This window comes from Vibrio sp. 1F253, assembly GCF_041439295.1.
Classification (GTDB): domain Bacteria; phylum Pseudomonadota; class Gammaproteobacteria; order Enterobacterales; family Vibrionaceae; genus Vibrio; species Vibrio tasmaniensis_A.
Genome location: NZ_JBGONU010000020.1, coordinates 56,710 through 80,849, shown reverse-complemented (window position 1 = coordinate 80,849; position 24,140 = coordinate 56,710). Strand labels below are relative to the sequence as shown.

The 24,140-nt window shown below is 43.5% G+C and carries 22 protein-coding genes; 10 read left to right on the top strand and 12 right to left on the bottom strand.

Annotated elements, in window-relative coordinates:
• The first annotated feature begins 234 nt into the window (after positions 1-234).
• Positions 235-1,617: an MATE family efflux transporter gene (locus ACED28_RS12140; RefSeq protein WP_371709950.1), complete on the top strand. Its 1,383-nt coding sequence runs from the start codon at positions 235-237 to the stop codon at positions 1,615-1,617.
• Positions 1,618-1,743: 126 nt separating this feature from the next.
• Here the strand turns inward: ACED28_RS12140 and ACED28_RS12135 are convergent, their stop codons facing one another.
• The 10 genes from ACED28_RS12135 to ACED28_RS12090 all read right to left on the bottom strand — a co-directional run bounded on the left by ACED28_RS12135 (position 1,744) and on the right by ACED28_RS12090 (position 10,787).
• A complete protein-coding gene (locus ACED28_RS12135) occupies positions 1,744-2,370 on the bottom strand; it encodes a LysE family translocator (RefSeq protein ID WP_108149641.1) in 627 nt (208 codons plus the stop codon).
• Between the two features lie 275 nt (positions 2,371-2,645).
• Positions 2,646-3,506 carry a delta-class carbonic anhydrase gene (locus ACED28_RS12130; protein ID WP_371709949.1) on the bottom strand — a complete coding sequence of 287 codons (861 nt, stop codon included), beginning with the start codon at positions 3,504-3,506 and terminating at the stop codon, positions 2,646-2,648.
• Between the two features lie 357 nt (positions 3,507-3,863).
• Positions 3,864-4,343 carry a hypothetical protein gene (locus ACED28_RS12125; RefSeq protein ID WP_371709948.1) on the bottom strand — a complete coding sequence of 160 codons (480 nt, stop codon included), beginning with the start codon at positions 4,341-4,343 and terminating at the stop codon, positions 3,864-3,866.
• A gap of 135 nt (positions 4,344-4,478) precedes the next feature.
• Entirely contained in the window at positions 4,479-4,856 is a 378-nt protein-coding gene (locus ACED28_RS12120) for a VOC family protein (RefSeq protein ID WP_371709947.1), read from the bottom strand.
• A gap of 124 nt (positions 4,857-4,980) precedes the next feature.
• Entirely contained in the window at positions 4,981-5,349 is a 369-nt protein-coding gene (locus ACED28_RS12115; protein ID WP_371709946.1) for a hypothetical protein, read from the bottom strand.
• Between the two features lie 137 nt (positions 5,350-5,486).
• On the bottom strand, positions 5,487-6,548 hold the full coding sequence (trpS, locus tag ACED28_RS12110) for a tryptophan--tRNA ligase (protein WP_371709944.1): 1,062 nt from the start codon (positions 6,546-6,548) through the stop codon (positions 5,487-5,489).
• A gap of 257 nt (positions 6,549-6,805) precedes the next feature.
• Positions 6,806-7,639: a hypothetical protein gene (locus ACED28_RS12105; protein WP_371709943.1), complete on the bottom strand. Its 834-nt coding sequence runs from the start codon at positions 7,637-7,639 to the stop codon at positions 6,806-6,808.
• A 254-nt stretch (positions 7,640-7,893) separates the two neighbouring features.
• Complete coding sequence (locus ACED28_RS12100; RefSeq protein WP_371709942.1) at positions 7,894-9,243, bottom strand: D-serine ammonia-lyase; 1,350 nt, start codon at positions 9,241-9,243, stop codon at positions 7,894-7,896.
• A gap of 154 nt (positions 9,244-9,397) precedes the next feature.
• Positions 9,398-10,180, bottom strand: coding sequence for a helix-turn-helix transcriptional regulator (locus tag ACED28_RS12095; RefSeq protein WP_371709941.1), 783 nt, complete (start codon positions 10,178-10,180; stop codon positions 9,398-9,400).
• Between the two features lie 73 nt (positions 10,181-10,253).
• Entirely contained in the window at positions 10,254-10,787 is a 534-nt protein-coding gene (locus tag ACED28_RS12090) for a YbhB/YbcL family Raf kinase inhibitor-like protein (protein WP_371709940.1), read from the bottom strand.
• A gap of 243 nt (positions 10,788-11,030) precedes the next feature.
• Between ACED28_RS12090 and ACED28_RS12085 the strand changes: the two genes are divergently transcribed.
• The 4 genes from ACED28_RS12085 (at position 11,031) to ACED28_RS12070 (ending at position 16,348) form a co-directional block, all read left to right on the top strand.
• Complete coding sequence (locus ACED28_RS12085; RefSeq protein WP_371709939.1) at positions 11,031-12,440, top strand: DUF3404 domain-containing protein; 1,410 nt, start codon at positions 11,031-11,033, stop codon at positions 12,438-12,440.
• Complete coding sequence (locus ACED28_RS12080) at positions 12,418-13,068, top strand: response regulator transcription factor (RefSeq protein ID WP_371709938.1); 651 nt, start codon at positions 12,418-12,420, stop codon at positions 13,066-13,068. Before ACED28_RS12085 ends, ACED28_RS12080 begins: the two co-directional genes overlap by 23 nt.
• Positions 13,065-13,895, top strand: a complete 831-nt coding sequence (locus ACED28_RS12075; RefSeq protein ID WP_371709937.1) for a DUF2861 family protein — start codon at positions 13,065-13,067, stop codon at positions 13,893-13,895. Before ACED28_RS12080 ends, ACED28_RS12075 begins: the two co-directional genes overlap by 4 nt.
• A 119-nt stretch (positions 13,896-14,014) precedes the next feature.
• Positions 14,015-16,348 (top strand): glycoside hydrolase, encoded by a 2,334-nt coding sequence (locus tag ACED28_RS12070; protein ID WP_371709936.1) that lies wholly within the window; start codon positions 14,015-14,017, stop codon positions 16,346-16,348.
• Positions 16,349-16,420: 72 nt separating this feature from the next.
• Here ACED28_RS12070 and ACED28_RS12065 read toward each other — a convergent pair whose 3' ends face one another.
• Positions 16,421-17,323 carry a LysR family transcriptional regulator gene (locus ACED28_RS12065; protein WP_017097897.1) on the bottom strand — a complete coding sequence of 301 codons (903 nt, stop codon included), beginning with the start codon at positions 17,321-17,323 and terminating at the stop codon, positions 16,421-16,423.
• Positions 17,324-17,451: 128 nt separating this feature from the next.
• Here ACED28_RS12065 and ACED28_RS12060 point away from each other — a divergent pair, with 128 nt between their 5' ends.
• From ACED28_RS12060 to ACED28_RS12040, 5 genes are all read left to right on the top strand, one after another.
• Positions 17,452-18,516: an HlyD family secretion protein gene (locus ACED28_RS12060; RefSeq protein WP_371709935.1), complete on the top strand. Its 1,065-nt coding sequence runs from the start codon at positions 17,452-17,454 to the stop codon at positions 18,514-18,516.
• Between the two features lie 3 nt (positions 18,517-18,519).
• Positions 18,520-20,070, top strand: coding sequence for a DHA2 family efflux MFS transporter permease subunit (locus ACED28_RS12055; protein ID WP_371709934.1), 1,551 nt, complete (start codon positions 18,520-18,522; stop codon positions 20,068-20,070).
• A 288-nt stretch (positions 20,071-20,358) separates the two neighbouring features.
• Positions 20,359-21,948 (top strand): response regulator, encoded by a 1,590-nt coding sequence (locus ACED28_RS12050; RefSeq protein ID WP_371709933.1) that lies wholly within the window; start codon positions 20,359-20,361, stop codon positions 21,946-21,948.
• Positions 21,942-22,274 (top strand): Hpt domain-containing protein, encoded by a 333-nt coding sequence (locus tag ACED28_RS12045; RefSeq protein ID WP_371709932.1) that lies wholly within the window; start codon positions 21,942-21,944, stop codon positions 22,272-22,274. The genes ACED28_RS12050 and ACED28_RS12045 overlap by 7 nt, the downstream gene beginning before the upstream one ends.
• A 394-nt stretch (positions 22,275-22,668) precedes the next feature.
• Positions 22,669-23,565 carry an RNA polymerase sigma factor RpoD/SigA gene (locus ACED28_RS12040; RefSeq protein WP_012600730.1) on the top strand — a complete coding sequence of 299 codons (897 nt, stop codon included), beginning with the start codon at positions 22,669-22,671 and terminating at the stop codon, positions 23,563-23,565.
• 185 nt (positions 23,566-23,750) lie between these two features.
• Here ACED28_RS12040 and ACED28_RS12035 read toward each other — a convergent pair whose 3' ends face one another.
• Complete coding sequence (locus ACED28_RS12035) at positions 23,751-24,104, bottom strand: hypothetical protein (protein ID WP_371709931.1); 354 nt, start codon at positions 24,102-24,104, stop codon at positions 23,751-23,753.
• Positions 24,105-24,140: the final 36 nt, after the last annotated feature.

Genomic DNA, 24,140 nt, shown 5'->3' with positions numbered 1-24,140 from the left:
CTTTGAAAAGCGAAATGTCGCTTAGCTAAGTGTCCAGTCTGACTGGAGCAGATCAAGTATCTAACACCATGCAAATCTGGCGCTCCTCCAGAGCAAATTAGCCCCTGTAAATCCAATGCTTGACCCTATACGGTAAGGTGTTTATATTGTCGCCCGCCCAACGGGGCACATCCTAAAATGCACACCGGCCATCCTGTCATCATTCGTGTATTTATATTGGTGTTGTGAACTTCCATGCTAACGAAACTTCTTCCTTTTACTCGTGAATCGGGTGCGCTTATGCATCTTTCGGTTCCCATCATTTTGACTCAAATAGCGACCCAAGCGATGGGATTTGTCGATACGACAATGGCTGGCCAAGTAAGCCCTGCCGACCTCGCCGCTATTGCACTCGGTACTAGCCTTTGGATTCCTGTATTGCTGCTACTACGTGGCGTGATTATGGCGCTAACGCCTGTTGTTGCTTACCACCGCGGCGCACGTGACTTTCAAAATATCTCTGTTGAGTTCTTCCAAATGGTTTGGTTGGCATTAATTGCTAGCGTATTACTCATTGCTTACTTAGTGAGTGCGAAACCGATCTTAGAATGGATTGGGGTTGCCTCTGAGATCATTCCAATTGGTAGCGACTATGCGTTTGCCCTAGCCTTCGGTGTGCCGGGTATTGCCCTGTTTTATACCTTGAATGGCTTTTGTGAGGGTATGAACAACACCAAAGTACCGATGATCATTTCGGTGGTTGGTTTGTTGGTGAATATTCCGGTCAACTACGTGCTTATCTACGGCAAGTTTGGCTTCCCTGAAATGGGCGCTGTAGGCTGTGGCTGGGCGACTAGCTTAGTGTATTGGCTAATGTCGGGAATGCTGTATTCCTACATTAAAGGTCATCACCACTACAAGACCATCATCAACTTTTCAGATGCGAAGCCAAAAGCAAAAGAGATGCTTCACCTTCTAAGATTAGGTTTACCTATCGGCATGAACATCGCGGTGTGCGGCAGTATCTTTGCGGTTATCGCGTTGATGATTGGTCGTATTGGTGCAGAGAACGTGGCAGCCGCGCAAATTGCACTTAACATTTCGAGCCTGACTTACGTGATTCCGATGAGTATCTCGTTTGGTATTACGATTCGTGTTGGTCACGCTTTGGGTGAGAAAGACGAACTAGCCGCAATTGAGCGCAGTAAAGTCGGTATCTTAGTTGCAGCGTTCATATCGTTGCTTTCGGTTGCGGTGTTCCTGTTATTCCCTGAGTGGATCATTAGGCTCTACACTAACGACCCTGCAATAAGTGCGACAGCAGCGGTATTGTTGACCTTTACTGCTATGTATCAATTCAGTGATGCTCTGCAAACCTCTGCTAACGGCGCACTGCGTGGCTATAAAGATACTAAGATCCCGATGATGTTAGCCATCGCTTCATACTGGGGCTTGGCACTGCCACTCGGCATGGTGCTCGGGTTAACAGACCACATTGTTCCAGCAATGGGTGAAGAAGGATTTTGGATTGGTATTCTTACGGGCTTAAGTATCTCTGCTACGCTGATGTTAATTCGCTTGCGATACGTAATTAAGAAGCGTGATTTACTGCCTTCAATTAACGCAGCAATTCGATAACACTGCTCTAGTAAGCGAATACCGCACCTGAAAGTAAATACAAAAAAGCGCGTTACTGCCACAAGGCAATAATGCGCTTTTTCTATTTAAATTGAACTGTGTTTATCTGTTTATCTGTTTATCTGTTTATCTGTTTATCGCCAAATATGAGCCAGCCGCAATCATTATTCCACCAGCACTTTGGTTTAACCTTTTATGTGCGCGTGGCGTTTTCAACAAACCTGCCATTCTGCCCGCTCCTACAGCGATAAGCATTAAACCAGACATTAGAGCGACAGATGCTAACGCGGAAACCAATACGATATCTTGTGAGCGTAAAATAGTCAGATCAATGAAAGTCGGCAAGAACGAAATATAAAACAGAATCACTTTAGGGTTTGAAGCTGAAATCAAAAAGCCTTGCGCGAAACTCGCGAGTTCGGATTTCTGACTCTGTTTGGCCGCAAGTTCCGCTGAGCCTTGCACTTCAGGCAGGCTCTTAAACATCTTGTAGCCCAAGTAAATCAAATAAGCTGCACCGACGTAGCGAATCACCTCAAACGCAATCGACCAATTCTCGGCGATCGTTGCTAGACCGAAACAGGCAAGTGCAAGATAGATAAGATCACTGCATATCATCCCTAACGAGAGAGTGATGCACTTTCGCCAACCATTAACCATGCCTCGAGCTAAAATGGCAAATACGCCAGGCCCCGGAGTAATACCAAATATAAACATGGCAATAAAGAATGTAATCGCACCTTCTAGTGACATTAGACTGTCCTTATCTATAACCCAACATAATTGATCATGAACGTATCATGAAGCTTCGATTCGGGTAAAGAACGTTTTTGACTAAGCGCGTTTAACACAACTCATGTTTTGAATAAGTGTCACACGTAATTTCCCCACTACGCCTAAGCCTAGCCTTAACCCCAGACATAAACTTCAACTTAAACCAATCACCAAATTGTTTTTCGTTAAGACACAAAAAAGGCGAACCTAGAGGCCTGCCTTCGAAACAATGATCGAAAATCAACGTAACAAGATTAATTCAATATTGGTGACAACAATTCAGGGTTTACGACTATGTTTCTCACACCGTGTGCATGATCTTCGTTGAAGTCATTACCTTCACACCAACTCCCCACTGTCGCGATGTTTACTTTCGCCACTTGTGGACGAACGCTCCATGTTACTTGGAAAGGTGAACCTTGCTCATTGTAACCAGGACCCGTTGTAGAACCTGCGTATTGAATCGCTGAGCCAGTATCTTGTGGAATGTTGGTTGCTTGGTGCAAACCATCCACTTTAGAGTGTTTCGCCAATGCTTCGAAATCGAGTGCTTTGTCATCATTTACTAATACGTAAACTTGGGTTTCTACACGCAGTTGCGGGTTGGTAATTGCATCGTTAAAACAAGCGCCCAGTGTTTCACCCGGTTCAACTTGCGCCGTTGAATAAACATAGTGAACTTCAATGGTGTCGCCCGAATGCAAAGAACCATGATCGCTCGGACAAACCTTGCCCTCAAATGGTTTCAGCTCAGCTGAACTCAACTTACCTGTGTATTTAAAACCACTCTGGAAGCCCTTTCCATCACCATTGCCAGCGTATTGAGTAAATTCGCCGCCTTTGTGCTCAGCGTTTTTATGGAAGTGAATATTACATAAGTTCATTGCTGTTGAATCAGGGGCATCCGAAAACAGTCTGGTATTTGTTCCTTTCAATGAACCCAAATCTCGTGGGGCTTGCGGGCCAAAACCTTGCCCTTGGGTGTTTTCAGAAAGCTTCGCTCTTTGTTCTGCGATAACACCATCTGATACAGACTCATGGTTGGTGTCAGATGCATTTGCTTGAGCAGATAACATCACCACCGCGACGCTTAAAAACACACTCTTATTCTTCATTTTTCTTCCCTAGAATATTGATAACTAAACCTAAACCGACTTAACAGCAAACATCTTACTATGCTCGTAAGTGAATATAAGACTTGTCTTTGTAAGATTAGATTTCATTGCTTACTTTGGGATGAGTATTAGAACCCTTGATGCATATAACAAGTCAAACAGGGTAAATTCGGCGAGTCCCTTCCAGAACTAATAATTTCCTATTTTCGTTAACCGTCGCCTGACTCAGCGCTCAGATAAGTGAGCACGATTCTTAGTTAGAACGGTGGCCAGATTTTGAAGATCAAAAAAGGCGAACCATCTGGCTCGCCTTCACGTTTCATTCTATCTATTCGGTTGTCGTTCTAGGTTAACGATTTAACCGTTACCGGTGGCAAATATTCCAAACGTCATGACGTTTAATGCATCTGTCACGCCCTCTAGTGATTTAATCACGGTCTTAGTCGGTTGGTTATGACGAATAAAATAGCTTCCGATACCTTTTTCACCGCCACTCTTAGCATCGCTTTGAGTTGTATCTGTCGCTGCTACTTGAGAAGGTTCCACTGATTCTGGCTCTGCATTGGCGTGAGTTATCGTGTCACTATTTGAATCAAGGTTTGAGTTTGATTCATGATCAGTTATTGGTTGATGATTAACGAACGATTCATGGGAAGATTCAACGTTGGTCGCAGCACTTGTATCAATTGCAACATCGATATTGCTCTCTTCTTCCAAGCTTTTCGACATTGCGTCTTCGTTGCTCAATGTATTGTCGTCTAGCTGATGATTACTCGTTGAAGAGCAAGCTGTTAAGAAAAACAGGCTAACGATGAATATGAGTAAGTTTCTCATCATAGTGATAAAGCACGAATTAATAAAACATCGTCGATTGTAATTTATTTGGTTGACGACATCCAGCACCAAGCAGCGTAAAAGTGAAATGTCATGTACTTGAAGAGTAAAGAAAAGCGTACGATTGTAGGTCTAAAACTAATAATTCGAGACTTCAATCAGGTTGCCATCAGGATCTCGAATATAAACAGAGACAATTTTTCCCGTCGCACCGGTTCGCTGTACTGGTCCCTCTTCTATCACGACGCCTTGCGCTTGGATATGTTCGGCGACTTCAGCAATTGACGTGTTGGTAATAAAGCAGAGGTCCGCACTACCGACCTGCACACGCCTTGCCTTTGGCTCGAACTCGCTACCACTGAGGTGTAAATTGATCTTCTGCGTCCCAAATGACAACGCCAACCTGCCCTCGCCAAATTCGATAGGCTTCATTCCAAGTACCTGTTGGTAAAAGTCGACCGTAACTTGTAAATCTGTCACGGTTAATACCAAATGATCTAAATGACTGATTTCCATAATTACCTTCCTGTAACTAAGAGTGATAAGGGCTTATTGGCGGTGACTAGGCACAGTTAGGTGAACAATGTCATTCGACAACCCACATAACTCATAACAGAAATGTAGGTTGGAATTACTGAACTTAGCCTTCGCGCTTACTGAGCGTGTAGGAAACTACACTATCATCACCAATCTTGAACACCCAAACATTCTCGCCATCCACAAACTGAAATTGGTTGGCTGATTCAGTCGGTTTTAACTTCCCAATAAATTCAGACAATGCTGGCTCGTTAATGATAAAGCTTCCTTCTGAAGTATTCGCATCCAAATCATTTTTCACTTCAATCTTCACGGTAGATTTAGGCAGAATGTCGGGTAACCATCCCCTGTCAAACAATCGCTCTTGTTTGGCTTGCGCATAAGTCGAGTACTCATCGCTGACCACATCTGAACAGCCAGACATTGAAACCAAAGCCGAAAATAAAACAGAGAGTAAAACGTTAATTTTCATTTAATTACCATAACTTGAAAGCTGGAGTGTGAAATCATGCGTTGCCATACAACCTCATTTCCATTCACAAAATCCATTTTATAAATCAATCGTAATCAGCATTCAAATTAATTGACTTTATTTACACGTAGCCAGCGCTAGATAATATTCAGACCAAAGACGCCTTTAACATCGAACAATACCTTTTGCGTTCTTTCTCTAGAGACTTCGCTACCATTTCGCAAAATGGCGATGAGCTGCGCTTTGTCATCCAACAGCTCAGCTCTTCTTTCACGAATAGGACGAAGCATCTCTTGTAAGCACTCTTCCAACACTTTCTTAGTTTGTCCATCGCCTAGCCCACCTCTTTGGTAATGCTCTTTTAGTTGACTGACATAGTTAGCGTCTGTGTGAAAAGCATCAAGATAAGTGAACACGATATTGCCTTCTACCTTGCCTGGCTCTTCAATTCGTAGATGATTTGGATCGGTATACATGGATTTGACTGCAGCTCTGATCTCTTTCTCTGTTGCACCCAAATTAATGGCGTTGCCCATCGATTTAGACATCTTACTTTTACCATCAGTACTAGGCAGACGAGATGCATTACTGAGAAGCGGTCTGCATTCATTCAAGATTGGTTTGCCAGCGAGCGAGTTAACCTTTCTTACAATCTCATTGGTTTGTTCTAACATCGGCAGTTGATCATCACCGACAGGCACTAAAGTCGCGTTGAAAGCGGTGATGTCTGCCGCCTGAGAGATGGGATAAGTGAGGAAGCCTGCTGGAATTGAACGTCCAAACTCTTTGTTCTGAATTTCGCTTTTGACCGTTGGATTCCGTTCTAAGCGAGCGATAGAAACAAGATTGCTGTAGAACATGGTGAGCTCAGCTAACACCGGCAACTGTGATTGCAGACAAATCGTGGTCTTGGTCGGGTCAATACCCACCGCAAGATAATCAGCGACCACATTAAGAATGTTGGAAGAAACCTTCGAAGGATTATGGGCGTTGTCGGTAAGCCCTTGCATGTCAGCGACCAATATCGTTTGGTCGTGAATATGCTGCAAAGAGACTCTTTGTTTAAGTGAACCGACGTAATGACCCAAATGCAAAGGCCCAGTAGCTCTATCGCCAGTCAGAATGATTTCAGGCTTGTTGGTATTGTTCTTACTGCCAATATTATTGCTGTCGGTATGGCTGTTTGAGTTGGTATTCATGGTGTATCTCCAAGTTAAAAAGGCTACTGGAGATAAAAAGAGGCGACATTTTTGATGACATTCTTAGCTACCGTCCAGCAGCTAAAGAATGTGAGTATTCCGTGCTGCTCTATTGAGAGCACCACCAAAAGAAAATTGAAGTTGAAGTTGAAGCAGAATTAAATTTCATGGTTAAAACCTATCAACAATACAGACGAGCGACAACTGTTATTTACGCGCACCAAGAAAATAGGTCTTAAGATTAACAGGTTATAGGCTTAATCTTTACTGGAACACAGTTCAGTGATTCGGTCACACATGGCTTGATTAACTGTGAAGTGGGTGTTGAGGAACGCTAGTTGGGCAAGTGCCGATTCAGCCGTGCGCTCGTAACCTTGGGTAAAGGTTGGTAGCAATTGAGCAAACTTAGGAAAGCGTGCTTCTAGCCTTCTATCCGACATAAATTCATCAACGAATTCAGGCTCAGAATGCTCAGTTTGATCCACAAGATCGATCAAACGATCAAGTGCGTAAGATTGAACGAACCGACTGCCCGACAGCTTTTCGCCTCGATTATAACGAGACATACCCACATAAAGATTAGTTAGAGCCTCACCAATGATCCACTCTTGCGAATTAGCTTCTGCCGCCCTTTTTTGTGGTGGGATACAGCACTGAGTATCAAATTCAGGTTGCTGCCAAACAATGCGCCCTTCAGCAAATGGAATATGCGCTAACTCGTGGGATTCAAACACCGCAAATTCGCAAAAGATTCCGTCAGCGTACAGGACTTTATAGCCATCGACGGTATTTCTCACCGCGTAGTCGATTGGGTGAATGTCTGAGAGCCAATGCAAGCTGTCTAAGAAATACTGCTTATGCCCCGTTTGTACTATCGCGAAAAAATCGACATCTGAATACTGATCAAGTCGTTCTGTTTCAATACCTACCGAGCCCAATCCCAGTAAAGCATAAGCCTTACCCGATGCTTCCAAAGACTCCCCAATCGCATCTAAACGCTGTAAGAGTTTTTCTGGCGTATTTGGACTTAGTGTATTTGGCTGTAGCGTTTCTACTTCTTTATTAGATTGAATCGTTTTATCTGCTTGCATCACTCTATCCCTATCAAATTGAATGCCACTCAACCAAACTGATAGTTAGAACACCTATGAAGCCTAATTTATAAAATATGTGTTTGAGATAACGATCTGCGCAACTTATTGTTTGAATAACGACTGGATTTAGGAGTAAAAAAGAGTGCGTTCAACCGATAAACAACACTCTTCTATCATGACTTATCTTTTTAAATGCTTATATTTGTAACAGCTAAGCATCTACAAACAGCTAGCCTTTAAAAGCTTTAGGGTTAAACCGATGACTTCGCCAAGTAAGCGGACATTTCTTCTTCTGGCACCATGCCTCCACCAGTCGCCCACACAAGGTGTGTTGTATTCGCTAGAGTCGACTCATCAATTTCTAGACGAGCAAGGTATTCTCTATTCTGTTCAACATGAATCACGCCCGGCATACCCGCGAGTGCTGAAGGCTCCAATTGAATACCCTCCACTTGGTTCAGTTCACCTAACAATTGATACATACGTTCGTCGGTTAACGTGTAATAGCCGTCTAGTAAACGTTCCATAGCTCGACCAACAAAACCAGAAGCACGGCCAACTGCAAGCCCGTCTGCTGCGGTTAGATTATCAATACCGAGATCTTGGACTGCGATTTCGTCATGCAAGCCGGTATGGACACCCAATAACATACAAGGTGAATGGGTCGGCTCAGCAAAAATACAGTGTACATGGTCACCAAAGGCCATCTTCAAGCCAAATGCGACACCACCGGGGCCGCCACCCACACCACATGGCAAGTAAACGAATAATGGGTGTTCTTTGTCGACAACAATCTGTTGCTGATCAAATTGCTGCTTAAGCCTTTCTCCAGCTACAGAATAACCAAGAAATAGAGTTTGCGAGTTTTCATCATCAATGAAGAAACAACTCGGGTCTTGTTCCGCTTCTTTGCGACCTTGCTCTACTGCAACGCCATAATCTTGCTCATATTCGACCACATTGACACCATGCTCACGCAGTTTGTTTTTCTTCCACGCTCTCGCATCAGCAGACATGTGAACCGACACTGTAAAGCCTAACTTGGCACTCATTATGCCAATCGACATGCCTAAGTTACCCGTAGACCCTACCGCAATACTGTATTGTTTAAAGAAGTCACGAAATTCAGGTTCGAGTAACTTACTGTAGTCATCGCTCTCACACAGTAACCCAGCTTCAATGGCAAGCTTCTCGGCATGCGTTAGTACTTCATAAATACCACCACGGGCTTTGATTGAACCTGAAATCGGCAAGTGACTGTCTTTTTTCATCATCAAACGTCCTTTGATAGGCTGCTTATAATGCGCTTCTAAGACTAATTTCATTGATGGTATATCAATAAGCTCAGACTCGATGATGCCATCGGTCACTTGTGTTTCAGGGAATGCCTTCGCCAGATAAGGGGCAAACCTTTGTAATCGCAGGCTTGCACCTTGAATGTCCTCTTCGCTTAACCCCACATAAGGTAAACCCTGTTCTAACGTCGTGATGTTTGGGTTAAACCAACTCACTTCTTCTAGCGCTATAAGTTGTTTTAACAACGGGAAATCGTTGGTGAGCTTGTCTATATTTAATTCACTTTTGGCGTTCAATTCAGTCATGGGTGACCTTCTCTGGTATAGCGCCATCATCTCTGGTACACAGCAATCTGCGCTCGTACAAACATTTGGTTTTGAGCCTATTAAAACGGTATTCATTTAATTATTCAATGACCTGTAATTAACTAGGCTTACTTTTCTCGATACGTCTTACGACTTAATTGCTGACCACTGTCTTGATGTATTCACTAGGCGATAAACCAAATTTTCCTTTAAAGCGCTGACTAAAACGTCCTTCCGATTGGTAACCGCAAGACTGGGCCAATATCGCCACATTCTGCTGTCCGTTTTGCATCAGATAAAGTGCATGACTCAAGCGCACTTCAGCCAAAACCTCTCGATATTGCATGCCTTCAAGTTTCAATTTGCGGATAAGCGTGGCGCGACTCATCGCAAAGCGCTCTGCTACCGACTCTAACGGATGCTTCTCATCTGGTGAATGTGAAAGGTAATGGCTGAGCTTTTGGCTAAAAGAGACGTTGGCACTGACAAACAATCGATGCAACACGCCCTTCTCGACTAATTGCTGATACAAACCCTGCAACCAAAATTGTTGGGTTTGTTCACTCATGCTCTGACGATCAAACGAAAACAACGCATTGAGAGAATCTTGCAAACCTCGATCTGCCTCCACGGTGGGTAAATCCAGTTCAATTGCTCGATCCTCACTCAGATCGAGCATTGCTTGCGTCGGTTGGAAATGAAAACTGAATACACGCGAAAGGAAACGCCCTTTGTGGGGCATGTTCTCAAAACTCAATGACGCTGATGCCTCACACAACAGCAGCTCAGAATGCGAGAGTTCTGCCGCTGAGTCTTTCCAAAACAGGCGCTTGCTGCCTGTAATGATCTGAATAATACTAGGGGATAGAATCCTCACATTACGCAGTTTTTGTAACTGCTCTGCACGAAAGATCGTCACTTGATATTGATGATTCATCTCATCCCCTTATTTGCTTATTTGCTTATTTGCTTATTATGTACGTGTATAAGCTTTTAACGTACATAAGCTATTAGCGTGTATAAGTTGCCGTCAGTTTCGCTTTGTCTAAAGCCATGCTGTTCAACGTGAATCCAACCACTGCCGACGGCGTGTTTTCGTCTAGGTTAAGTTTGTCCGTTGGTAATGCCCAAACCGTGAATTGATAACGGTGCATACCATCTTTTTCTGGAGGGCAAGCGCCACCGAAACCTACCGTTCCATAATCGATTCGGCCTTCTTTGCCACCCACTTTAGAGATATCGACACCGCGAGGTAGGTCGCTCACTGTTGCTGGAATATCAAACGCGACCCAGTGCCAGAAACCACTTTCAGTCGGAGCGTCTGGATCATAAGCCGTGACTGCAAAGCTTTTGGTTCCTGCTGGAGCATCTTTCCACATCAATTGTGGTGATAGGTTACCGCCGTCACAACCCCAACTTGAGTATTCAAAGGTCTTCGCCATTGGGTGACCTTCTTGAATATCGTTGCTGATTAATTCGAATGCCTGAGCCGAGCCCGCTGTTAAGATACTAAGTGCCAATACTGATTTGATGATGAGTTTCATGATGGTTCCTCTGATTAGGTATGAGCCCAGTATAGTCCCCTCCATCCGCTTAATAATGACAATAAGTACACAATTATCTAGTTTAATCCATTAAAATGATACTTACTGTATTTTTAACTTATTCTTATAAAACATGACCCACTCGACAATTTGTTGTTAAAGGAACACTTGTTGACATTCAGGTTACAAATCACGTCCAAAACTCTTTAGACTCGCCCCACGACTTTTAACGAGAATGATTGGATGCGCAGGTTTACCTTAGCCCTTTGCTTGATCTTTTGGCTCCCAACTCTAGCCAATGCCCAAAGTTTGCAAGACAAGTGGCAAACCCTGTATCAACTGAGCTGGCAATCATCCCCAATCCTAGTATCTCAACAAGAGTTGGCTCAGTATCCGAAAGTTCTGCTTCATGAACGTAGCCGCTATCCTGATTTCAACCGTTTCAGTTGGGACGACATCGCAGCGTTAGCGTCAATACACGATCACTGCCGAGCAATTGAAAACAAAAACCCTTCATTACATGACGCCATCGAGTTCGAGCTCGCTCTGTGTCAGCAACAAGCATTGGATTCCATTTGGTTTGCAGCACACTCCAAACGTCACCCTGCCGGCGGCAGCTTTGCTGATCGTTATTTAGCCGCTTACCCAGATGTGACCGAGCAGATACGCCCATTTTTGAGTCTTACCAACCCTCAGCACCCTTTATATAACAAGCTAGAAAACCTAAGCGCACAAGGCAGAGAAGCACTGCTCAGTGGATACCGTGCTTGGCAACAAGATGATGTGCTTTGGTTAATTGGCGAACAAGGCTGGAAAGCCATTCCCTTAAATGTTTGGCAACCTATTGCAGAGCGACAAGAGGTATCTTTGACGGGTGAAACCTGTACTTTTCGTTACAGCAACGTGTGCTTAAGCGAGCCTAGCAATGACAATCTGATCATGAAAACCTTGATCTTTACATTGCTGTTAACGTTGATTTCCGGACTCGGCAGAGTCTTATACCTAAGAACAAAACAACGAAAAGAGAGGCAGTTCGTTTTACAGCTTCTTACTCATGAACTGCGCACGCCAATTACTAGCCTAGGTCTAACCGTTGAAATGTTCAGAAACCGCTACGATGATTTTCCCGATGAGACCCAAGGGGCAGTTTGGCGTTTAATCTCAGACTATCAAAGGCTTTCTCAGCTCACCGAAAACAGCAAAGTGTATCTAAGTTCGGATCAGTCTGAACCTTTGTTGAAGCAAAACGCATCATTGGAAGAGTGGCTCGACCATGTCTGCGAAAAGCACAATATTGCTTATCAGTGTGAAGCAAGAGATGTTGAACTTAACCTGCCTTATTACTGGCTGACTATCTGTTTTGATAACTTAATCAAGAATGCTAAGCAGCACGGACAAGGTAAGGTTTTAGTTAAAGTCATCCTCGCAGATAAACTGAGAATAGAGGTACAAGATGAGGGTCACTTTCCCTCTTTGATACAACGACTTATTTCAAGAACAACACCGTGCGGCAATCACAAACAAGATAATATGGGCATTGGCCTGACTATTGTCGAACACTTGATGAAACAAGCGAATGGCCGTCTCATCATTCTCCGTAATCCAACCCGATGTATTTTGGAAATCGCTTATGAACACCCTACTGCTGATTGAAGACGACCAACTGCTTGGGCAAGGCCTCGTCAGCTTCTTTGAATCCAATGGTTACCAATGCCTTTGGGTGCAAGATGCTCAGAGTGCCAGTAAGCTGTGGTTACGAGCCGATCTCGTAGTGCTTGATCGCCAACTTGAAGACGGCGACAGCTTGCGACACTTGCCTAATTGGTTACTGATCAAAGCCCTTCCTGTAATTGTGTTGACCGCCAAAGTTGAAGTTCAACAACGTGTTGAAGGTTTAATGGCAGGTGCCAAAGATTACGTGACTAAGCCATTTTCGAACGATGAATTGCTTGCTAGAGTCATTACGCAGCTTCGCCCGTTAGGTGTTAGCCACTTAGATTACGCAAATATCCAAATCAACTTGTCGGAACGGATAGCTTATCTGGCTGAAAGTCCAATCACGTTGAAACCTAAAGAGTTTCAGCTATTGGTACTGTTTATTCAGAACCAAAGTCGTGTGTTTCATCGAGATGAGTTGCTCAATAAAATTTGGGGTTATCAAGCCTTCCCAAGCACAAGAACCGTTGATAACCACATACTGCGTTTACGTCAAAAGCTTCCAACGCTGAAACTAGAAACGCATCGTGGAGTTGGTTATCGTTTGGCTGGGGAATCACAATGAAAGTAAACTCTCTAACAGCACTGTTCTGCACATTACCCTTTACAATGCCCTTTGCGTGTAATGCGGCTTGGTTTACAGACACGCCATTGCAACACACCTATCAATCACTGCTCGATGAACAACCGCAAGTGGCATGGCAAGAACTGCAAATCGCGCTTGATCAGGCAGAGCTTAATAGCCAACTTTGGCTACCCGTTAAACAAGAGATCCTGAGTCGGACTCAATGTGGAAGCACTCTTGAACAAAGTGCTACACCCAACAACCACATTCAAGTCAGCTTCATCAAGCGCCACGGTCTTTCATCACAAGGCTATCAGATTAAAGTGTCTGCAGAACAGTTGAATGAAGCAGTAGAAGATCAAATACGAAGCATCTCTTTGATTTCACCAGAAAGAAAAGTGGTTATCGAAGGACAACTCAATTCTGATGTCGAATATCAAGAGATTGAAACCAGTGAGATGTTCATCAAACCGGAATCGGGTGTTTATCAGTTAACGATAGGTTCGAACAACTACCCTATTATTGTTGCTTTAGACGACAACAAGCGTTGGCTAACACTCGAAAGCAAACTCAACGACCCTCACATTGTGGTAACACCGCCTGAGATAATCGACAGCTGCCCAGACGCCAATGTCAGTTGGCAGTGGTTTGACGAAAACTACGATATGCTAGGTTTCAAGGTGCCAATCAAAACAACGCAAGCATCTCTTCCCACAGAAAGCCCAATCGGATCTGAAGCTAAACACTTGAGTGCATCGGTTGAAATGTTTGAATACCAAGGTGCGATTGAAATCCAATATGTACAGCGTGTCGCGATGCCTTTCTAAGTTAAGCTCGCTATACAATGGCATTAAACACCTAAGGGAAAAAATAGAGACATATAGGTGACAAAACACCAACGCGATTTGGGTGTAATGACCGTACTTACCCTTTACGGAATCTAGATATGGTCAACGTTCGTCATCAACTTAATTTTACGTCTTTTGCTATTGCAGCTCTATTCACGACTTGTGCGCTCTCGGCAAACGCACAAGATAATCAAGTCACTCTTACCAACAAAAGCCACGTCAGTAACAGTAACGCTAGTCACATAGTGTCGATTTCAACAAAAACATTAGCGATAGATTGGAATGGCTTAAGTGTTAATAGCACTGCTTTGACCGTTGATCGTCAACCTCAAAAAGTTACTCACCTAGTCATAGACTCAAAAACCAAGGCATCTTGGACACTCATGCCGAGTGGAATCAATGTTGAAGCTGAGTTGAAGGAACATAATCTTCTTGTCCAATTCACCTTACCTGAAAACACACAAATAAAACGAAACCAACCCATTGAACTCGTTTGGTTTGACCTAGCAGAACAACAAACTCAGACTCTATTTCTGCCCTTTAGTGAGGGTATGCGCGTTCCTACCAACAATAAGCAGTGGGCCAATTACCTAATCGAAAACCATTCAGGAAGTAACACCACTCAAGACTTAAAAATGCCATTTTGGACGATACAACAGGATGATCAACTCATCAGTTATCAGATGATGAATCCGACAAACAACCAATTGTTCTTTTCTGATGTATCGTCGGATACGTCCTCTGATAAGAAGACCAATATTGATATGAGCGCTTCGCACCAATTTACAACGTTGAATCAATCACAGCCCTTTACGGTTCGCATAACACTTGGAGACTCTTGGTTAGATGGCGCCAAACAATACCGTGATTGGCGTATTGAGAATGGTCTCTCTGAATCGCTTGTCGAAAAGCAAAAGCGTAACCCAGATGTAAATAAGCTAATCGGCGCAAGCCACGTCTACTTGTTTGGTAAAGATGCTTTAAGTATCCAAGATGTGAGCGATTGGTGGGGATTAAAAGCCTGGTATCTAGAAGACTCTCAATTAGACATTTCAAGTGAAGCGAAGCGAGAGTTATCCCCTCTGTCTAAAGGCAAAGATTGGTTTAGCCAGTATCACAAACAGCTGCTGCTAGACTCTATTAGCCAGTCATTACAAAGCTTGTATCCTGTTGCAACGCCAACACTTGCTGATAACACCATTAAAGCCCAACACACCTCAGCTCAAAGCAAGAAAAGCTGGTTGATTAAGCATGCGTCCTCTTATCTCAATGATCCGGATACTTGGGGGCAAGCCTTGTCATCAGGCATGGTCAACAATCTAAACAAAGCGGGCTTGAATAAGCTTTGGTTAGGTTTTGATAACTGGATGCCAGCATTCTATCAACCGAATGCAGTAGAACTGGCTAAGCAATCTGGTTATCTGGTTGGAACCTATGACTCCTACAACACAGCCATCCCTGCGAAGCTCAATGACAACTGGCTAACCGCCCAATTACCAAAACCGATGCGTGAAAGTTGTGCGATTGAAATGGCGGATGGCAGCCTAAAAAAAGGGTTTCGAGGAAACGGTTTTTACTTGAACCCGAATTGCCATTTGGATTATGTAAAACAGCGCGCCGTAGACATCATGCGTTTTGGTCACTTCAATAGCCTGTTCCTAGATGTTGATGCGACTGCGATGGCGCGTGAGGACTACAGCGATAATAGCAGTGAGACGGATATGCTTTCTGCCTTCAATAACCGAATGCAGTGGTTAAGCGATCAACCCGATTTGGTGCTTGGTTCTGAAGATGGTAATAGCCTGACGACAAAAGGCATCGCTTTTGCACACGGCTTAGAAACGGTCGGCTTTGGTTGGTCAGACAAAGAGATGAAAGAAGACCTACAATCACCTTATTACTTGGGTCGTTGGTATCCAGACCATAAACCTGACTTTTTCTTCAAGTCAGCTAAGGTCAAAGACCCCTACAAGTCATTGCTGTTTTCGCCTCAATACCGAATTCCACTATACCAAACCGTATTTCATGACGAAGTGATTAACACCCACCACTGGCATTCAGACAGCTTGAAATTCACCAATGTGAAAGCCCATCGTGATTTGACTGCCATGCTTTACAACACGCCAGCTATGGTTCACTTAACACGAGATGAAGCGCTATCGAGCTCAAGCCCAAGGCTTGAGGCATTGAAGCACTATCAAGATGGATTTGAGCCAATACATGAGCAGCTATGGGATAAACAATTAGTCGACTTCTTGTGGTTAGACGATAGCGGCAAGGTTCAACAAGCCGTGTTCAGTGACGGAAGTAAGATCATTGCCAACTTCTCCAACAAGGCATTTCGTTACAACGGTATCGATATTGCTGCCCTATCGGTCAAAGCTATATTGGCGAATGGGCAAGTCGTCGACTGGCAGCCCAATCATAGTTAGCTTCGATACGGTTTAGACAAAAACGAATAATAGGAAGCTTAAGCACTTATTTAACCGCTAATGTTCAGCCCGTTACTTGTGCTTCCTATTTTGAAAAGCAGTCAGTAGATAGTCGATAAAGACCTTCTTACGTTTCGGCATCAACTGTCTGTCTGCATACACTAGGCTTACTGAAACTTCTGGCATCTCATATTCAGGTAACAAGCGAATCAGCTTACCTGTCTTGAAGTGTTCCCGACAAATGAATTCAGGAAGCACCGCCAAGCCGAGCCCATCCACACACGCTGTTAGGCATGCCGTGATGGTATTCACCCGCAACTGACACGGTAGATCGATCAAAATCGACTCACCGCCTTCTAATTGCAAATGCCACTTAGGTAGACGTGCCGCCTTGTTCACGACCTCAATCATCCTAAATGGAGGCTTAAGGTCATCGGGTGAAGAGATTTCACCGAACTGTTCTAAATACTCAGGGCTGGCTACCAATACACGCTTTGATGTTGTGAGGTAACGAGAAACCAAGCTCGAGTCCACTAGCTCACCAATTTGTGCGTAAAGATCGATCCCCTCCGCAATGATGTCGACTTCTCGATTCGACAGTTCTAAGTTCAAAGTCACGTTTGGGTGCTCTTTTAGGAAACTGTGGATGTATGTGGCTAATACTTGATGCCCCAATTCGACAGGCAACACAACATTCAACTGCCCTCGGATCAAATCCTGATTGGCAGAAACCTCTAACTCAGCTTGGTTCATAATCTCTTGCATCTGCATGCTCGATTGGTAAAAACGCTCGCCCTCCGGTGTTAACACTAAACTTCGTGTCGAACGAGTGATCAATCTCACACCTAAATGCTGTTCCAACTCGTCCAGCTTTCGGCTGACAGTCGACTTGGTCATATTCAATGCTTCAGCTGCATGCGTAAAACTACCACAATCAACAACTTGCGTAAAAACAGTCACAGCATTTAAGTCCATCGTACTTCTCCCAAAGCCCTATTAGTAAGATTCATGCAACAGTGTTTCCCTTTTTTCCTATCTTATCAATCAATCGAATTCATTTACAATTCGTTACATCTAAATAAAAACAAAATGAGAAATAAAAAATGACAGAGAACAACAACGCTTCGCAATCAGTAAGCACAAAAAAACGTAAAAAAGCCCCGCTTATTGCTACTGCGATCATGCTGTCATTAGGCTTAGCTGGCGCTGGATATTGGTATGGCTATGGCCAGTACTTCGAGTCAACCGACAATGCCTACCTACAAGGCGACATCACTAATATAAGCCCGAAGGTGTCGGGTTATATTGTTAAGTCTTACGTGAGTGATAACCAATCGGTTAAAGAAGGTGATTTATTGGTTCAAATCGATGACCGTGATTACCAGTCAGCACTTGCTCAGGCGAATGCGCATTTAAGCGTCGTTCAATCAAGCGTACACAACCTTATCGCTCAACAAACGTTACAACGTAGCAAAATAAATCAAGCTGAGAGCCGTGTTGATTCCGCACAAGCTGAATACGAGCGTGCAATCCAACAAGTCGTGCGTTCTCGTAGCTTATTAAAGCGTAACTATGCTTCGCAAGATGAAGTCGACAGCATGGTCGCACAACAAAAAGTCACCCAAGCAGAACTTGAAGAAGCAAAAGCAAACCTTGTCGCAAGTAATGATCAACTAATCGTGATTGCGAGTGAAATCGAACAAGCAAACGCATCCGTGACTGAAGCTCAAGCACAAAGAGATCAAGCACAACTTAACCTTGATTACACCAAGGTTTACGCGCCAGCGGATGGCGTGATTGGTAAACGTAGCGTCCGTGAAGGCTTGCTGATTCAAGCAGGCGCGCCATTGATGAGTTTGGTACCAAACAACCAAGTGTGGATTGAAGCTAACTTCAAAGAAACTCAATTAAGCGGTATTCATAAAGGCCAAACCGTAGAAGTCGAACTGGATGCCTTTCCGGGTCAACCACTTGAAGGCGTGGTAGACAGCTTCTCCCCTGCGACTGGCGCTAAGTTTGCGCTCCTACCACCAGAAAACGCGACCGGTAACTTCACTAAAATCGTTCAGCGTGTACCGGTGAAAATTACGATTCCAGATCAGCAAGAGTTGAAAGGTCGACTGCTCCCTGGTTTGTCTGTGGTAGCGACCATCGATAAACGAGGCTAGACCATGAGTAACGCTGGTGTTGTCACCCAAACAAATGATGATGACGAGGTTTCGAGACGCCATTGGATCGCCCTTTTTGGCGGCTTAATCGGCGCGTTTATGGCGATCTTGGATATTCAGATCACCAACTCGTCTCTCAAAGACATTCAAGGTGCGCTGTCTGCCACCTTGGATGAAAGCTCGTGGATCTCTACGTCTTACCTAGTCGCAGAGATGATCGCTATCCCACTCAGTGGTTGGCTTTCTAAAGCGCTCGGTAAACGCCGTTATATCACGTGGACGACGGCCATCTTCACCATTTCATCTTTGTTGTGTTCGTTTTCTTGGAACATGACCTCGATGATTGTATTCCGCGCGATGCAAGGCTTCAGTGGTGGTGCTTTAATCCCGCTTGCTTTCTCGTTAGTGATTCAGTTATTACCTGTTAACAAACGTGCTGTGGGTATGGCACTGTTTGGCGTAACCGCGACCTTTGCTCCATCGATCGGCCCAACATTTGGTGGTTGGCTGACGGAGAACTTTTCATGGCACTATATTTTCTATATCAATATTCCGCCTGCTTTGCTTGTGATCACCATGATCCGATATGGCTTGGATGATGAAAAGCTCGACCTTGGCACACTGAAAAAAGCCGACTGGTTTGGTATCGCGACCATGGCGTTAGGGCTCGGTTGTTTGGAAGTGGTACTAGAAGAAGGTAACCGTGAAGAGTGGTTCAGTTCGAGCTTTATCATTGGCCTAAGTATTGTGTCTGCAGTGAGTTTGGTTTACTTCGTGATAAACGAACTCCAACACAAAAAGCCGCTGGTGAATTTGCGGCTATTGCGGGATGGGCAGTTTGCTATGTCTTGTATTGCCTATTTGATTCTAGGGATGGCGCTGCTCGGCTCTATTTATGTTCTGCCGATGTATCTCACTCAAATTCAGCAATATAACGCGATGGAAATTGGTGAAGTCTTGATGTGGATGGGTTTCCCACAGTTGTTGATATTCCCAATCGTTCCTAAGCTGACGCAAATCATTAAGCCTAAGTACTTAGTGACCTTTGGTTTCGCGATGTTTGGCTTCAGTTGTTACGTGAATACACATATGACGATTGATTTTGGTGGCCAACAGTTGATCTTGTCTATGGTTCTGCGTGCTATTGGTAGCCCGTTTATTATGGTTCCGCTGTCTTTGGTTGCCATGAAAAACATCAGCAAAATGGACACACCTGACGCTTCGACCTTAACCAACGTAATGCGTAACTTAGGGGGTGCTTTTAGTATCGCGATTATTGCTACGTTGCTAGATAACAAAACGCGCGAGCATTTGGCGCATATCAAAGAGTCGCTACCTTCAGTGAGTCAGTTAGGTTGGCAAACGCTCAAAGATCAACAAGCGTTCTTTATTCAATCAGGAAGTGATGCCGCGACAGCGATGCAACAAGCGCAAGCTAGCCTACTTGGCACAATGCAACGTGACGCCGCTATCATGGCTTACAACGATGTGTTCTTAATGATGACGGCGTTCTTGGCTCTAGCTGCAGTATTGATTCTAAATATGCGTGATTAGCGCTAGAGTTTTGTTTAATAAAGCTTCAAGAAAAGAACAACATTTCGAATAAAAAACCGAACAATTAAACTGAGAGGTAAGCTTATCGGCTTGCCTCTTTTTTATTTCTAAAACACGTATAGCCCAACGAAAATCAGGTAAAAGTAACCTGCGTTTGAAGTCTTTCATAAATGTTATCGAATACTCCTTAATTACCAATAGTTTATTGAGTGTTTGCCTGTGATATTGGCACCTTGACAATGTGCAACTTGACGCCTAAATTAAAAATAACATTTGGTATTGAGGAAAATGGATTTGACCTTACCACCTGACCTACGAGTTTTAATTGTCGACGACTCCAAGAGTGCAACTATTCTTATAAAGCAGCAACTCTCGAGCTTGGGCATTGCACATGATTGCATCTTTATTGCGACCGACTATCGACAAGCAATTAAAGTGGTCGAGACTCACTCTTTTCATGTACTCCTCATCGATTACCACCTAGAGCAATTCTTCACGGGCTTTGAACTATTAGGAATTCTGTATCGAAATAGGCTCATCGACCATACGGTTGCGACAATTTTACTCTCCGGGGATATGCGTCAAGAAACGGTATTAACTGCCCTGTCAGGCGAGGCACACCATTTCGTTTCCAAACCGATTCATACACAGAGGTTAGGTAAAAAGATCCAAAGTGCTGTGTCCGTCTCGAAAAAGCTGACACAACTAAACGAGTTATATCCAATCACCAGTCAGGATAAATTGGCTCAAGCATTAGCGGTCTCGCCTAATGGCACTAGCGTTCAATTCGAAGCGACACTGATTGAACATTTAATTTCAGGTAAGAATTGGCAATTGCTCTCTAGCGTCATTAACAACTCGAAAACCAACATGCACCCGACAAAACTGGTTGCTGAAGCTCTGATTCTCGACAGTTTAGGCAAACAGGATCTAGCCATAGATAAGCTCCACAACTTTCTGATCGCGCAGCCACTCTCATTGAGCGTCATTGATTGCTTAAGCTGTATCTACGAAAAACATAAGATGCTGCTTCCTGCTCTGAAATTAGCGATTCGTGCATTTGAGATGACACCAAGTATCAGCCATCGTGCAATCAGGGCGATTGACTTGGCTGAGAACGCAGACAACACACGTATGATCATAAAGTTAGGTGAGATGTATGCGACCCATATTTCAGCTGCTGACATTGATGTCATTCACTCCATTTGTGCGCACTTTAATTCGTTAAAAGCGACTTATCAGCGCGAGACGCAACTAAAGTACAAACGTATTTTGCTTGAGCACGCCAACCAATTCACCGAATTAGTAAACCTGAAACTTCCGGTAAAACAACAGCAGCAGGTTTTAGCCAGCCTTGCCCTGTTTCAGAGCAGTATCTTGCTCATCGAAAATAGCCCTCAGGTTGCCCACAAAAAAGTGATTAGAGCTTCAACGCTGTTAGCGAATAATTTCCACAGCCAACCAACTTACTTGCTCGCTCAACTATTACCACTGCTCGTCCATTTTGGGGAGTACTCTCTTTATCACTTAGCAGTGGAATGTCTAAAATCTCGTGGAGAAGCAGTAAACCACAAACTTGAGTCCCAAAATGTCGACCCTTCAACTTGTATAAACATTGAAAGCTTTGGGTCAATACAGGAATTAAAAGACTATATTCACAGTTACCCATATTCAGTTGCCGCCAAACTTGACTATATGTATGCCGTTCATAAAGCTCATATAGATGAAAAACTTAGCGACGACTATTTAAGAGAAATTTTACAGTTAGAACTTCCTCCAAAATGGAATCAATGGATTAGTGATTCATTAAGATCTGGTTTTTCGAGTAAGCCGCCTAGCCCATTTTCAACATACAGCCAACAGGAGTCTATATGCTAGATATCGATGCCTTAAATGCCTACTTAGATAATGACAGAGAAATAATCTTCGCTGTATTGTCTGTGTATCAAGAAGACCATGGCAATTCATTAGAAGAGATAAAAGAACTGGTACAGCAACAAGATTGGGGCAAGCTTCATTTTATCGTACATACATTAAAAGGCATATTAGCCAGCTTCGGCGAGGAAACAGCTACTGCGGCCTTAGAAAGAGTCGAGCAAAACACATCCAATAAGCTAGCACCTCAAACGGATGACCTTTCGGTTATCTACAGCGAAGTAAAAATCATCAATCAACAAATCGATGATGTGCTCAGCACTTATTAGTCGATAGAACTAAGAGTTACGTGGTGAAACCTAGTAGCCAAAGGAGTTGAGGTACTTGGAAACATTGAACCTCGACTCTTGTCATTTTCTCTCTCAATTTTATAGCTAATCCACACCTATAAATTCATGGTATTTATCTAGATAAACTCAAACATAGCAACACTTTATAGACCACCTACATACATGTCTTGAACGAAAAACCGACACAGTCGATGAGATGCAAAACAGTTAAATATTTGTAGAATTTTTTGTGACATAAACATACGAAATTGCATTTTATTTATTGGTAAAGAAGAAACTGTTACCTACACTTTAGTGAAACCAAGTGTTATTCACCTGGTAACATAATAATAAAATAAATAAAACGTTCAGTCGGCTAGATAAGGACAAGGAAATGAACAATGACAGTTTTGCTGCGTTTCAGGGGCTCACGAATGAAACTCCCATTAAAGAATCATTTACTACTGCTACAGAACCTTACGCTCACTATCTAAAGGATATCGTGGGCATTGATCTGTTATCGCGTGAAGATGAATTGTATTACGCAAAGTTGAATCGTGCGGGTGACAAACAAGCACGTGACATCATGATCGAATCGAATCTACGCCTCGTTGTAAAAATCGCAAAAAGTTATCTAAAACGCAAAGGCAACAACTTCACACTGCTCGACCTTATCGAAGAAGGGAACATTGGCTTAATCAAGGCCATCGATAAATACGACCCTGAACCTGGCTATCGTTTTTCGACTTATGCTGTGTGGTGGATTCGCGAAAATATTGAAGCGGCTTTAATGAATAAAGGTCGTACCGTTCGCTTACCTGCTCATGTGTGCAAAGAAATTAATAGCCTTGCATCAAAGAAGCTCGATGTAAGCAAAAAAATGCGTAAAGAAATCTCGATCTCAGAATTATCGAATAGCTCAGGCGTAAAAGCTGAACGTGTCGATCAACTGGTTGCGTTAAGCGGTTTTATTGACGTAACAACGACGGTTGGTATCAGCCACGCACCACTCGTATTGGATCAGTGCGAAAGTGAATACATCCCCGATCCTCAACAAGATTGTGAAGACCAATCATTTACACATGCGCTAGAGCAGATCATAAACACACTGCCACCTAAATTGCAGAAGGTTCTTATTCACCGTTTTGGTTTCTTCGATAACAAGGTGAAAACACTGTCAGAGGTTGGACAAATGTTGGATGTGAATGTGTCTAATGAGCGAGTTAGACAAATGCAGAAAGAAGCGGTCGAGAGAATTCAAAAACGACTGAAATTTGATGGCTGGGTCTAAGTCGCACCTGTATAGAATTAGGTGAAAATAACGGTCAGTAAAAACTGTAACGTTAAGTAAAGAAAGAACCTTAAGGGTGAGCCTCAAAGCTTGCCCTTTTTGTTTGCCTACTTTCTTAGCAAACTTGAGTCATCATAAGTGCTCAAAACAAGCTATCATAGTCAGCGAACCCAGGCTGCGTTTAATCACCTTAACGAAGTGGCTCTTTCGCTGCGTAGAATGAGGTAATTAACATAGGTGGTTTCAAGGCAATCTTGTTCCCACAAAGATAGGATACGCTTAGTGGCAAAGTAATAGTCTTTGTTCCTCAATAACATGCCAACAGTGCGGCTAAGTTTCTCAAATCGAACTTGGTCGCTTGCCGCAATGTAATCGTCATCACTTTGAATAATGGGAGCCAAACCATCGGCAAACCAATTATTTAGAATTTCTCGCATCTCCAATTCAGACTCAGGAACATCGACACTCGACAATTCACGATGTTGAGGTGGTGGCACGATGTATCTCGACGCTTGCGGTGAACTGACATAACGATACATGTCGTCCCTCCTTTTAATTAACTCTTCTAATAATTA